Here is a 13,118-nt window from a genome sequence, read left to right as displayed (position 1 = left end):
GGTGCTGCTGCTCCCTTGACCCTGCCCCAGGGGCACGCTGTGTGCTGGTGCGCGTAGGTCGTCTGCTCGACGGAAGCACTCGGGAGGTTCACATGCACAGGCCGGTCTCCGGCCCTCGTTCCGCTGCCGGCGGACGACGGCACTCCACACCCGACGAGGTGACCCGGCTCCTCCCGGCCGTGGTCGACGGCACGCGGCCGTTCGGTGCGCACCTGCGGATGAGCTGGTGGAAACCGCTGGTGCTGCTCGCGGTCCTGCCGGTGGTCCTGCTGGGCTCCCAGGTGCTGGCCTGGTCGGCCGTGGGCGCCATCGAGGGTTCCGACGACGCGTTCTCCGCCGAGTTCACCCCGCTGAAGGCGCTGGCCGCCAACCTCGCCATCGGGGCGACGGGTGTGGTCGCGGTCCTGCTGCTCGTGTGGATGACCCGGGTCCCGTGGCGGGTGCTCCTCAGCCCGCAGCGCCGGTTCGACCGGCGCCGGCTCGGCTACTACTCGGCCTGCGCCGCCGTCCTGGTGGCCGCCGGCCTCGGGACCGTGGCCGCGGTCGGGCCCGAGGCCACCGGATGGACCGGTTTCGGGATCACCGACACCACCCTCGCGCTGCTGGCCGTCACCCTGCTCACCATCCCGATCCAGGCGACCGGCGAGGAGCTGATGTACCGCGGCGTCCTGTTCCCCGCGACGGCGAGCTGGGTACGCGCCGTCCGCCCGGCCCTGGCCGTCGGCCTCGTCGTGTCGTCGCTGGTGTTCGCCGCGCTGCACGGCTCGGCGGACCCGTGGTTGGCCGGGTACATCGCGCTGATCGCGCTGAGCACCGGACTGATGTCGGTGATCAGCGGGGGGCTGGAGGCACCGATCGCGTTCCATGTCGTCAACAACGTGCTGGCCGGCATCGCCAACAACGTCATGGCCGGGGGCGGTACCGCGGCCGTCGACCGGTCCACCGAGACCGGCGGCCCGCCGTTGCTGATCCTCGGCACGGTCAACGTCGCGATGGTGGTGGTGGTCCGGTGGCACGAGAGGCGGCGCAGATCCGCCCCTCGCTCGGCGCGCTGAACGCTCGCCCGTGATCGTCGACCCGGGTATGCAGGAAAGACATGTCATCGGACACCGGAGGATCGTCATGAACGTCGGCGCGGACCGGGGGCGGCCCGGGTGGTACGAGACCGACGCCGGGACCGTGCCGAGGGCGCGGATCGACGACGCCGGTCACCTCCTGCAGTACGACGCCCCGGCCCGGCCGACCGCGCGCCTCCTCCGATGACGGCGTCCGGTGCCCCGGCCACGCTCGTCGGACGGCAGGCGGAGGTCGCCGCCCTGACCGAGGTGCTCGATCGGGCCCGCCGGGGCGCCGGGGGCGCGCTGGTGCTCTGGGGCGAGCCGGGAATCGGCAAGACCGCGCTGCTCGACCACGTCACCGCCCTGTCCCCCGACATCACGTCGTGGGCGGTCCGACCGTCGCTGTGCGAGTCCGCGACTCCCTTCGCCGGCCTGTACACGCTGCTCCGGCAGGTCGAGCACCTGATCGGGTCCCTCCCGGTCTCCCAGGCCGCCGCGCTCCGCGCCGTGCTCGCGGGTGCGGCGGGTGGACCGGGCCGGCTGCTCACCGCGGTCGCGGTGCTGTCCCTGCTGTCGGCTCCCTCCCTCGATCGTCCGCTGCTGATCGTCGTGGACGACGCGCACCGGCTCGACGCCGACACCGCGTTCGTGCTCGGCTTCGTCGCCCGGCGGGTGCGGACCGATCCCGTCGTGGTCCTGGTCGCCGACCACGACGCGCCCACGGGCGGACCGTGGGAGGGGCTCGAACCGCTCCCGGTCGGCCCGCTCACCGACGACGACGCCGCCCTGCTGGTCACCGCCGCACATCCCGGCATCGACGGAGCCGCGGTCACCCGGGCGGTCGACGCGGGCGGCGGCAACCCGCTGGCCCTGCACGAGCTGCCGACGTCGGACGGCGACCTCACCGGCACGGTGCCCGTGGGCCCCCGGCTGCGGAAGGCCTTCGCCGAACGTCTGCAGACCATGCAGCCCCCGGCACGTGAACTGCTGGTGCTGCTTGCCGCCGCCCGTTCCGACGGTGACCAGCTCACGCTCGCCCGGTCGGCACGTCCCCTCGACGGCGAGCAGCCGGTCTGGGACGAGACGGCCCGGTCGGGGCTGCTCGCCGGGACGCCCGACCGGCCTGCGCTGCGGCACCCGGTCGTCCGGGCCGCCGTCTACGCCGGCGCCTCCCCGACCGATCGCGGGACCGCCCACCGGCACCTGGCCGCCGCGCTCCCCCCGGGTGGTCGCGGATATCTCTGGCACCGGGCCGCAACCGTCCACGACGTCGACGAGGAGATCGCCGGGGCGCTCGAGCGGACGTCGCCGGCGGGAGCCGGTGCGGTAGAGATCCTGCGGCGGGCCGCCGAGCTCTCCCCCGACCCCGCCGCGGCGACCCGCAGACTCGCCCGTGCGGCCGTCGCCGCCTGGCACGGCGGGGACGCCACGACCGCGCGCCGGTTGCTGGCCGACGCCCGCAGCCTGACCGACGAGGACCGGGCCACCCGCGCCAGCCGCGGCCTGCGCGGGGTGCTCGAGCTCGCCGAGGGATCGTTGGAACGAGCGCACCGGTCACTCACTCGCGATCTGGTCGAGCTCGACGATCCGCACAGCGGCGTCGAGCTCGGCGTCGCCGCCCTGCACGCGGGATGGTCCGCGGCCCGCGACGACCTGGTACGCGAGACCCTCGCCCGGCTCGCGAACCTGGCGGCCCCCGGGCTGCCGGACGTCCTCCCCGTCGTCCGGACATGGTGGACGCCGGCGACGGACCCCGTCGGAGCCGTACCGTCGGCCGATCTCGGCGACATCATGGCGCGCATCGCCGGAGTGGAGTCACAGCTGCTCCCCGCCTCGCTGCTCGGACTGGCCTGGGGCATCGACGAGCCGCTCGCCGATGCCGTGCACACCCTGCTCAACCGGCACCGCAGCCACGCCGACCGCACCTCGCTCGCCGCGGCACTGGCCCGGAGCGCGCGACTCGACATCGCCGCGGGGCGGTGGGACGCAGCCCGGGACGCCGCGGCCGAGGGGCTCGGGTCGGCCGAGCGGATCGGCGCCGAGCACATCGCCGCGGAGTGTCGCAGCTGCCTCGGATGGCTCGCCGCCGTCCGCGGCGACCGCGACGACGTCGAGACTCTGACCACTCGGACCCTGGAGCTGGCCGGGCCGCGCCGCGACCGTGCGGCCGGAGCCTCGGCGCTCTGGAGCCGCGGGATGACCGCGCTCGGGGCCGGTCGCGCCGATGCGGCACTCGACCTGCTGTCCCGCCTGGACGAGCGCGGGCATCCCGCGGCTCATCCGGTCGTCGCGCTGCTGGCCGGCCTGGACACGGTCGAGGCCGCCGTGCAGGCGCGGCGGCCCGAGATCGGCGAGCGACGCGCCGCGACGCTCGACGCGTGGGCCAGGCGCACCGGCGCGCCCTGGGCGAGGTTCACCGCGCACCTGGCGCACGCGCTGCTGGACGAGCCCACCGCCGAACGGTCCTACCGGGCGGCGCTGGACGAGCCCGGCGCGTCCCGGCGCCCGTTCGACCACGCCCGGGCGCACCTGCTCTACGGCGAGTGGCTGCGGCGACAGCGCCGGCGCCGCGACGCCCGCCGGCAGCTCGACGCCGCCGTCGAGATGTTCGATGCCCTGGGAGCCCGCCCGATGATCGAGCGGGCCCGGCGCGAGCAGCGCCTCACGACGGCGCCCGCACGCCGTGCCCACGGCGCAGGAACGGGCGCGGCGACCTTGACGGCGCAGGAGTTCCGGGTGGCCCAGCTCGCCGCCGAGAACCTGACGAACCGGGAGATCGGGGCCCGGCTGCGGATCAGCGACCGCACCGTCGGGCATCACCTGTCCCACGTGTTCGCCAAGCTCGGGCTGCGCTCCCGCCGCGACCTCGCGGCCGCCGGTCTCGCCGGGCGGTGATGACGGAAGCGACGACGGACAACACGGCCGATGCCCGCCGTGCCGGTCCTTCCTGTCGTGGCCTCGACACCTACCAGGAGTCCGGGACGGCGAGTGAGGACCGCTCCCGGCACGGACCCGCGCCGGGGGCCGTGGCCGGCACCGGACTCAGGCGTCCCGCACGGTCGCCTCGAGGACGGAGTACCCCGACACGCTCGACCGGGCGACCCGGTCCAGCGCGAAACCCGACCGGTCGAGCAACCCGGCGAACTCCGAGCGCGTGCGTTCGCGGCCACCCGCCATCGTGAGCATCGCGAGATCGGAGATCTTGCCGAGATGGGGCTCGTCCCCGTCCGGCAGGACGACCTCGACGACCACCAGACGCGCTCCGGCAGCCGCGGCCGCCCGGATCCGCCCGAGGATGCGCAACGCGTCGTCGTCGTCCCAGTCGTGCAGCACAGTGGACAACAGGTACACCTCCGCCGACGGCACCGACTCGAAGAAGTCCCCACCCAGCACCTCGACCCGGTCGGCCAGGCCCGCCGTCGCGAGCTGCTCGTGCGCGGTCTCCGCGACGGCCGGGAGGTCCACCAGCCATCCGCGACGGTCGGGTTCGTCGGCGACCAGCGCGGCCAGCACCGATCCGTCGGCGCCACCGATGTCGGCGACGGTGCCGGGCGGGAGCCGGTAGCCCTCCAGAACCTCGGACTGCGCGCCGTGGGTGACGTCGGCCATGGCGGCGGTCAGCGCCGGGACGTGCTCGGGGTGGGCCTGCAGGAACTCCACGAACGGCATCCCGTTGACCAGCTCCGACGCGGTGCGCCCGGTGCGCAGGACGTCGGTCAGCGCAGCGAAGGGCGCGTAGTGCGTCTCCATCCAGAACAGGGCGGTGCCGTACACCGACCCACGGGTCCCCGGGGCGAGCGTGGCCCCCAGCTCGGTGACCGCGACGGTCCCGTCCGGCTGGTGGGTGAACACTCCCTGCCCGGTCAGGGTGTGCAGCACCCGGCCGAGCAGGTGCTCGTCCACCTCGGCGCCCGCCGCCAGGTCGGCCACGGTGCGGGGCCCGTCCAGCAGGGCCTGCGGAATACCCAGCCTCGCCACGGCGTGGAGGGCCTGGGCGATCTGGAACCCGGCGAGCTTCTCGGTCATGAGCGCGCCGAGCTCGGCGGCGGAACGGCTGTCCATGGTTCTCGAGCAACCTCGGTCGTGGTGATGTCGTGATCGTTCGGGGGCCGGCGGCGCGGCGGCGGCTCATCCCGAGCCGGGCAGGTGCCGCTTCAGGGCGACGGCGAGTGCCTGGATGTTGCGGGACTGGAGGAACAGGTTGCCGGGGCCGGTGAACTCGGCGACCAGCCCCTCACCGGAGGTCATCGACTTCCAGGCGCTCTTCGCCGCCTTGCGGATCTCGTAGTGCAGGGACGCGTCCCAGGCGACCAGGTGCCCGGTGTCGACGACCAGCTTCTCCCCCGGTGCGAGCTGCTGGGGCAGCAACGCCCCGAAGGCACCGAGGAACGCGACCCCGTTCCCGCTCGCCTGCACGACCAGAGCATTGTCGGAGGCGAAGAACGCCGTCGCGCCGCCCCACCGGGTGTCCACGGCCACGTCCTGGGACGCGGCGAGGTAGGCGTGGCCGGCGATGTCGTACGCCTGGCCGTTCAGCCCGATGGCGACCAGATCACCGGGGGTCGGCGGCGCGAGCAGCAGCCGGTCCCGGCCCTCCCGCGCGGTGAACGTGGACACCGACATCGAGCGGCCGCCGGCGGAGCGCTTGACCGCGCTCCACAGGCCGCCCTCGACCGCGGTCGTCAGCTCGATCCCCTGACCCATGGCGACCATCGCGCCGGCCTCGGCGCGAACCGAGCTCCCCGGGTCCAGGACCAGGGTGGCGAGCGCGTTCGTCGGGCGGAAGTCGATGTTCCAGGCGAGGCCGCGGATCCGGCCCCGGTCGTCGAGCACGGTCTGGTTCGTCATCGGGTTCTCCTGTTGCGGTGTCACCGTCCGGCTCGGGCGGCGATGCGATCGTGTGGCGGCTGCGCGGGTCCGCCGGCGGGGCACGGAAGGGGTCTCAGGGCTCGCCGGCGGCCGCGTCGGTCTCATGGGCGTCGATCTCGTGGGCGTTGATCTCGTGGGTACGCCGCAGCACGTCGATCTGGGCGCGGTTGAACAGCGCCTCCACGGCGTGCCCGACGACCTTCCGTGCCGCGTCGGCCTGCCGTGGCGTGACGGCCTTGGGCTGCCACGCCACGGAGCCGTCGGCGCCGGGCCCCGTCACGAGCGCGAGCCGTTCGGCGAGGGCCTGCCGGCGCTCCTCGTCGGCGTCCTCGGGCAGGTCCCGGAACGCCTCGTCGAGTTCGTCGTTCGGGGCGGCCTCGAGAAGCTCCCGGACCGCGGTCATCGACTCCTCGGAGTAGACCTGGGCGCAGATCGTCAGGAAGGCGCGGTCGTTCTCCCGCAGCCGTCGTGCGACGGCACCGAACTCGGTGGGGACCTCGGGTGTCGCGCCCGGCAGCGACAGCGCGGACAGCTCGCTGCGAACGGCCTGCAGGCGTGCGACGGTTCTCGCCAGCTCGGCGTCGACGGCCCGGAAGACCGACGCGTGGCTGCCGTCCCGCGTCACCGCGTCCACCTGCGCCAGCGGAACTCCCAGATCGGTGAGGCGCCTGATGTGCAGCAGCCGGGTCAGGTGGTGGACCTCGTACTTCTTGTAGCCGTTGGGCGCCCGGTCGGGTTCGGGGAGCAACCCGATCTCGTGGTAGTAGCGCACCGCCTTCACGCTGGTGCCGGTGAACTCCGCGATCTCGCGGGTACTCCACGTCACCGGAGCACGCCGTTCTCCACCATGTGGTCCTCCCCGTCGGTCGTCGTGGCTCGACGAGACACCGTGCCCCTGGGGCACACTCAAGGGCGGCCGGCGGGACCGCCGCCCCGGGGCCGGACCGCACCCGGTTCCGGTGGGACACATGACTCTCCTCGGCCGCCCGGTCCCACTCGGCACCGCGTCGCGTCGGTACGGTCAGCAGGAGCACGACGGCCGGGCGAGGATCGTGACCGATCGTGCACGGGCTCACCCGGTCCGCTCGGCGGCGACGATCTCGCGGGCGCGGGGCGCGACCTCCCGGCCGAACAGCTCGAGTGCGCCCGGCTCGTCGGAGGCCAGGACGAACCCCGACGTCCCGTGGGTGAGGGCGATGTCGGCGACCTGCTCGGCCCACTGCCCCGGTGTCCCGTCGAAGAGCCCTTTCCCGGTGTCGGTGAACGTCCCGGCGATGTTGAGGTAGCGCGTCACCGCGCGCGGGTCGCGGCCCGCCCCGGCGGCGCCGTCGTCGATGTGGGAGTTCATCTCCGACAGCGAGGCCGGGCCGTCCGGCAGGAACATCAGCGACGGCAGCCACCCGTCGGCGAGCCGCCCGGTCAGCCGCAGCATCCGGGGTCCCAGCGCCCCGATCCGGATCGGGATCGGGTGGGCCGGGGCGGGGCCACGCTTCGCCCCGTCGACGTGGTGGAACTCGCCGGGCACGCGCAGCGGGCCGGGCTCGTCGACCGCCCAGATCCCGCGCAGCACCGCGATCGCCTCCTCGGTCGCCCGGACGGCCTCGCCGGGTGCGAGGCGCGGACCGCCCATGGCGACGACGGCGTCCCAGAACGCCCCGGCTCCCAGCCCCATCTCAACCCGGCCGCCGCTGAGCAGGTCCAGGCTCGCGGCGGCGCGGGCCAGCACCGGGGCCGGACGCAACGGCAGGTTGAGCACGTTGCCGCAGATCCGGACCCGTTCGGTGCGGGCGGCGACGAACGACATGAGTGTCCAGGTGTCGGTGAACGCCGACTGGTACGGGTGGTCCTGGTACGTGACGAGGTCCAGCCCGGCCCGTTCGGCGACGAGCGCGAGCTCGACCGGGCGCGTCGGGGGTACGGCGACCGGCGTGAGGAAGCAGCCGAAGGTCAGCTCGTGGCCGTAGTCGGTCATCGGGGACTCGCTTCCGGGGGCGGGGTCGGGGTCAGGGCGAAGTTGTCGTCGAAGACGCCGTCGGGGTCGTAGGTCGCCTTGAGCGCCCGGAGCCGGGCGAGGGTGTGGGCAGGCCATGCCTGCTGGATCCGCTCGGGTCGAAGGCTCGTGTCGAAGCTGAGGTAGAGCCCGTCGAGGAACGGCGTGAGCGACGCCCACTGCGCGTCGACGGCGTCGGGATCGCTGCCCATGACGACGAGCGAGAAGTTCGGTGACCGGTGCGGGTAGGCCGTGGCATCCGGGGCGACGTCGGCGACCGCACCGCCCACCGAGCGCAGCTGGAACCAGTGCACGGCACCGCTGCGGAGCACCCGGGCGGCGACCGCCGCGAACTCCGGTGTCAGGTGGTGCACGAGCCCGCTGCGGGAGACCGGCTCACCGCGCGAGACCGGTGCGTCGTCGCTCGCGTTCGCCATGATGTCGGCGTAGGACGTGATCGCCACCTGCTGCTCGTACATCGGGGCGAGCCCGGCCAGCGGCTGCAGCCGGGCGAGCACGGTGTCCGGGTCCGCCGACTCGACGACGGTGCGGGTGAGTGCCACCGCCGGACGCCGGCCGTCCGGCGGGGGCAGGATGAGGAAGCCGGTGAGGTCGCGCGGGGACTCCTCGACCACCCGGCCCCACTCGACGAGGTAGCCCGCGACGTCGGGGACCACCTGGGTGAGTGCGGCGAAAGCGACCGGGCCGACCTCGTCGGCGACGAACTCGAACGCGGTGACGATCCCGAAGTTGGCCCCGGCACCGCGGACCGCCCAGAACAGGTCCGGGTTCTCCGTGTCGCCGGCCCGCACCACCGAGCCGTCGGACAGCACCATCTCGACGGCGCGGAGCCGGTCGATCGTCAGCCCGTGCCCGCGGGCCAGATAGCCGATCCCACCTGCGGTGGCGAGCCCGCCGACGCCGACGCCGCCGTAGTCGCCCGAGCTGATCGCCCAGCCGTACCGGGCGAGGGCGGTCGCGACGTCGGTCCAGCGGGCGCCCGGTCCGATCCGGACCCGGCGCTCCGCCTCGTCGAGCACCTCGACGGCGTTCATCGGCGACACGTCGATCACGATGCCGCCGTCGTTGGTGGAGCGCCCGGACAGCCCGTGGCCCGCGCTGCGCCGGGACAGCGGCAGGTCGGGGTGCCGGCGGGCGAACGCCAGGGCGTCCACGACCTGCTCGACGGTCGCGGCCCGCAGTACGATGCCCGGCGAACCGCCCCGCAGGTATCCGCCGCGCAGGCGGGCGTAGGCGAGGTCCCCGGGTTCGACGGCGACCGGCCCGGCCGGGACGCCGTCGTAGTCGATGCCGGGCCGGCGCCGGGCGAGCGCCGAGGACCGGCGCACGCGCACCCCGCCCGCGCCGTGCGGGAGAGCCGCATCGGCGCCCGCCCGGACCGTGGGAACGACGTCGCGGGCGAACCGGGTCAGCGCCGCCACGGCGTCGCGGCCGGGACCGGGGTCGAGCACGATCGTCCCCACACCGTGCTCGACGACGAGGTCCAGCAGCGTGGCCGCCCCGCCGTCGGCACCGGCGGGGGGAACGGTCACCCACCGGCGGATCTCGCGCGGGTCACGACCGGCCTCCCGGGCGGCGGCGTCGACGAGGAGCCGACCGGCGGCGAGGTCGTCGGCGCCGGCCAGGGGCACCGACCAGCCGTCGGCGCGGAGTCCCGCCAGGCGCGCCAGGTCCGGGTCGCGCGGATCCGGGCCACTCACCGTGATCGGCACGTCGTGCGCCGGTGCCGCCCGCTGCGCCCCGGCGAGCCGGTGTCGCGGGCCGTCCACGCGGGCGAGCCCGTGCTCGAGGACGTCCCACAGTCCGGCGACCACGTCGATCGTCTCCGCGCCGTCGTTCCCGGGCTCCCCCACCGTGATCCCGAGCTCGACCCGACCCCCGCTGAGATGGTCGAGGCCGGCGGCGGTCCTGGCGAGCACCGCCGGGTTCCGCGCGGCGCCGTCGTGCCCGGCGGTGCCGAGCCGGACCGTGTCGGTGACCGCCGCGATCCAGGCCAGCAGCGTCCACGCCTCGGCGTCCGGGCGGTCCGGCCGGTCGGGGACGACGACGAGGTCCAGCCCCAGCTCCTCGGCCGCCCGGGCGAGCCGGACCGTCGCCGCCGGGTCGGGCCCGCCGGGCAGCCGGACACCGAACTCCAGACGCTGTCCGTAGTCGGACTCGGTCACGAACGTCCACTCTCCCCCCGGCCCGGCGGTGCACCGGTCGTCGGAACACGCTAGAAGCTCCGCCGTCCCGGCGGATCGGATGGTCGATCCGTCATTGCCGCGCCGGGGTCCACAGGCCGCGTCCTGCCCGGTTACGCGCCCCGACGTCGGATAGGGCGACTGATCCGGATTGCCCGAATCGCTCCTACCGTGCATGGAGTGCACCGCACCCATCGCCACCGGAAGCAGGCCATGACCCACGTGATCGATCGCCCCGGCACCGCCGCCCGTCGCGCCGGGACCACGGGAACCGCCGGATGAGCGTGTCAGCGCGGGCCGCCGTCCTGGAGACGAAGGACGGCGCCTTCGAGATGCGCGACATCACCGTCGACGAGCCCCGCCCCGACGAGGTGCTCGTGCGCATCGTCGCCACCGGCATCTGCGCGACCGACGCCCACGTCCGCGCACGGCGGATCGCGACCCCGCTGCCCGTGGTGCTGGGCCACGAGGGCGCCGGTGTCGTGGAACGGGTCGGAGCGGCCGTGACCGCGGTCCGGCCCGGGGACCACGTCGTCCTGTCCTTTCACTCGTGCGGGGTGTGCCCGCCGTGCGTCGCCGCGCACCCGGCCTACTGCGACCGGGTCTGGGACGCCAACTTCGCCGGTGCCCGGCTCGACGGGACCAACGGTCTGCACGCGGCGGACGGCGCGGCCGGCGTCGCGCCCCGCGGGCACTTCTTCGGCCAGTCGTCGTTCGCGACGTACGCGCTGGCGCACCAGCGCAACACGGTCAAGGTCCCCGCCGATGTGCCGCTGGACGTGCTGGCACCGCTCGGCTGCGGGTTCCAGACCGGGGCGGGAGCCGTCCTCACCGCACTCGGCGTGACGCGCGGTTCGTCGTTCGCGGTGTTCGGGACCGGCGCGGTCGGGCTGGCAGCAGTCATGGCCGCACGGATCGCGGGCGCCGCGACCGTCATCGCCGTGGACGTCGAGCAGACCCGGCTGGACCTGGCCCGGGAGCTCGGCGCGACCCATGTCGTCGACGCGGGCCGGGTGGACGACCTGTCGGCCGCACTGCGCGCGGTCGTCCCACGGGGGACGGACTTCGCCCTCGACACCAGCGGCCGCACGCAGAACCTCACCGCCGGGGTCGACGCGCTCGCCCCGATGGGCCGTTTCGGTTTCGTCGCCTTCCACGACGGTGCCGACGCGATGGTGGACGCGTCGAGGCTCGCCGTCGGGCAGAGCCTGCACGGGATCATCCAGGGCGACGCGGTGTCGGCCCTGCTGATCAACGAGCTGATCTCGCTGCACCGGGACGGGCGCTTCCCCATCGACCGGCTCACCACCCACTACGACTTCGCCGACATCGACACGGCGTTCGACGACGTGGCCTCCGGAGCGGTGCTCAAAGCCGTCCTGCGCTTCCCCACCCCGGCCTGATCCCCAGCGGCGCCCCGAGAACGACCAGGAGAACCACGCCATGCCCCAGAAGCCCATCGTCGCGACCGACGAGCGGGCGTTCTTCGCCATCGACCACTACGGTTTCCCGCGCGCCGGGCAGGACGACCCGAGCGACCCCGCCACGTACTACCCGCCGTACTTCCGGAGCGAGCGCTTCCAGCGGCTCGGGTACCACGTCCAGCAACTGCGCGGGGGGTTCCACTGGGTCACCAGCGGCGGCTACGACGCCGCGTTCGTCGTGACCGACGACGGCGTCGTCGCCATCGACGCTCCGCCGACGATCGGGGAGAACATGCTGGCCGCGATCGCCGATGTCACCGACGAACCGGTCACCCACGTCGTCTACAGCCACTGGCACGCCGACCACATCGGCGCCGCTGCCGTGTACGGGGCCGACGTCGAGATCATCGCGCACCGGATCACCGGGGAGCTCCTCGAACGCTTCCCCGACCCGCTGCGTCCACCGCCCACGACGGTCTTCGACGACGACCTCACCCTCGTCGTCGGCGGGGTGACGCTCGAGCTGTCCTACAAGGGGGAGAACCACTGCCCGGGCAACATCTTCATCCACGCCCCGGCGGAGAAGGTGCTGACCGCCGTCGACATCGTCAGCCCCGGCAGCGTCACCTTCATGCACTGCGACGCCTCGCAGAACATCATGGGCTGGTACCAGGCCCAGGCGCAGATCCTCGAGTACGACTTCGACTACTTCGTCGGTGGCCACCACATGCACTTCGGCACCTACGACGACGTCCGGACCTGCGTGGAGTACTTCGCCGACGTCCTCGACGGCGCCACGGCGGCGGTCGAGCGGTTCAGCCGCTCCGACGCCCTGCTCACCGTCCTCGACGGCGCCGGGTGGGACCGGGTCTTCGTCGGCACCGAGAACTGGATCAACTCGATGGCGAACCACGCCACGAAGTACGTGCTGGAGAAGGAGACGAGCACCGGGCAGCTGTGGTGGGAGCGGCTGGCCGGCGCGACCAGCCAGACCGAGTACCACGCCTACACCGTGCTCGAGTCGATCCGTCTCGAACGGCCCCGACCCGACTACCGGCTCCGCGGGGCGAACCCGCCGGTCTTCCTCACCTGAGTCCGCGCGACCGGGACGCGACCCGGGGCGGAACACCGATGACCACCCCACCCCACCGTCCGCCGCCCGAACTGGTCGGGATCGAGGACCTCTTCGCCGACCCGCAGTTCACGAACCCGTCGATCTCCCCCGACGGCACCCGGATCGCCTACCTCGCCCCGCACCGGGGCGGCGCAACGTGCGGGTCCGGGGCGTCGACGACACCCGCCGCGGCATCCCCTCGACCTGGAGGCCCGGCCCGGCGCGGCGACTGCCGCGACCGGACGACACCGCCCGCGGTGATCGGCGACGGAGTGTCCGGCGTAGTGGCCGGAACCGTGCCAGCGCGGAGGCCGGTCCGGGTCCATGGAGATCTCGCCCCGGGCAACCTTGCGAGCGACGAGGACCGCCTCAGCGTGGTGATCGACGTCGAGTGCTGCTCGGTCGGCGTCCCGTCCTGCGACCGCCGTCCAGCCCTGCGAGGTGGCACTGAACCTGTTC

10 protein-coding genes are annotated in these 13,118 nt (G+C 74.0%); 5 read left to right on the top strand and 5 right to left on the bottom strand.

All coding sequences use genetic code 11. The features are described from left to right. The first annotated feature begins 158 nt into the window (after nucleotides 1-158). The 3 genes from KPF22_RS08960 (at nucleotide 159) to KPF22_RS08950 (ending at nucleotide 3,953) form a co-directional block, all read left to right on the top strand. Nucleotides 159-1,055 (top strand): CPBP family intramembrane glutamic endopeptidase, encoded by an 897-nt coding sequence (locus KPF22_RS08960; protein ID WP_224401718.1) that lies wholly within the window; start codon nucleotides 159-161, stop codon nucleotides 1,053-1,055. A gap of 67 nt (nucleotides 1,056-1,122) precedes the next feature. After that, nucleotides 1,123-1,263 (top strand): hypothetical protein, encoded by a 141-nt coding sequence (locus KPF22_RS08955; protein WP_224401717.1) that lies wholly within the window; start codon nucleotides 1,123-1,125, stop codon nucleotides 1,261-1,263. Beyond that, nucleotides 1,260-3,953 (top strand): AAA family ATPase, encoded by a 2,694-nt coding sequence (locus KPF22_RS08950; protein ID WP_224401716.1) that lies wholly within the window; start codon nucleotides 1,260-1,262, stop codon nucleotides 3,951-3,953. Before KPF22_RS08955 ends, KPF22_RS08950 begins: the two co-directional genes overlap by 4 nt. Before the next feature lie 147 nt (nucleotides 3,954-4,100). Here the strand turns inward: KPF22_RS08950 and KPF22_RS08945 are convergent, their stop codons facing one another. The 5 genes from KPF22_RS08945 to KPF22_RS08925 all read right to left on the bottom strand — a co-directional run bounded on the left by KPF22_RS08945 (nucleotide 4,101) and on the right by KPF22_RS08925 (nucleotide 10,103). Beyond that, the gene (locus KPF22_RS08945; RefSeq protein ID WP_224401715.1) at nucleotides 4,101-5,120 is read right to left on the bottom strand and encodes a methyltransferase; all 1,020 of its coding nucleotides are present in this window, start codon (nucleotides 5,118-5,120) and stop codon (nucleotides 4,101-4,103) included. 66 nt (nucleotides 5,121-5,186) lie between these two features. Next, nucleotides 5,187-5,906 carry a TIGR00266 family protein gene (locus tag KPF22_RS08940; protein ID WP_208823014.1) on the bottom strand — a complete coding sequence of 240 codons (720 nt, stop codon included), beginning with the start codon at nucleotides 5,904-5,906 and terminating at the stop codon, nucleotides 5,187-5,189. Nucleotides 5,907-6,000: 94 nt separating this feature from the next. After that, a complete protein-coding gene (locus tag KPF22_RS08935) occupies nucleotides 6,001-6,753 on the bottom strand; it encodes a MerR family transcriptional regulator (protein ID WP_208823012.1) in 753 nt (250 codons plus the stop codon). A gap of 246 nt (nucleotides 6,754-6,999) precedes the next feature. Then, entirely contained in the window at nucleotides 7,000-7,899 is a 900-nt protein-coding gene (locus KPF22_RS08930) for an LLM class flavin-dependent oxidoreductase (protein ID WP_224401714.1), read from the bottom strand. Beyond that, nucleotides 7,896-10,103 carry an LLM class flavin-dependent oxidoreductase gene (locus KPF22_RS08925; protein ID WP_224401713.1) on the bottom strand — a complete coding sequence of 736 codons (2,208 nt, stop codon included), beginning with the start codon at nucleotides 10,101-10,103 and terminating at the stop codon, nucleotides 7,896-7,898. The genes KPF22_RS08930 and KPF22_RS08925 overlap by 4 nt, the downstream gene beginning before the upstream one ends. A 296-nt stretch (nucleotides 10,104-10,399) precedes the next feature. Between KPF22_RS08925 and KPF22_RS08920 the strand changes: the two genes are divergently transcribed. Continuing rightward, a complete protein-coding gene (locus KPF22_RS08920; RefSeq protein WP_224401712.1) occupies nucleotides 10,400-11,524 on the top strand; it encodes an NAD(P)-dependent alcohol dehydrogenase in 1,125 nt (374 codons plus the stop codon). Between the two features lie 40 nt (nucleotides 11,525-11,564). Further along, the gene (locus KPF22_RS08915; RefSeq protein ID WP_224401711.1) at nucleotides 11,565-12,638 is read left to right on the top strand and encodes an MBL fold metallo-hydrolase; all 1,074 of its coding nucleotides are present in this window, start codon (nucleotides 11,565-11,567) and stop codon (nucleotides 12,636-12,638) included. Nucleotides 12,639-13,118: the final 480 nt, after the last annotated feature.

The sequence above is a fragment of the Pseudonocardia sp. ICBG1034 genome (genome assembly GCF_020131375.1).
In the GTDB taxonomy this organism is placed as follows: domain Bacteria; phylum Actinomycetota; class Actinomycetes; order Mycobacteriales; family Pseudonocardiaceae; genus Pseudonocardia; species Pseudonocardia alni.
Note: the sequence above shows the minus strand (reverse complement) of the source record. Positions and strands in the feature narration are given on the sequence as shown.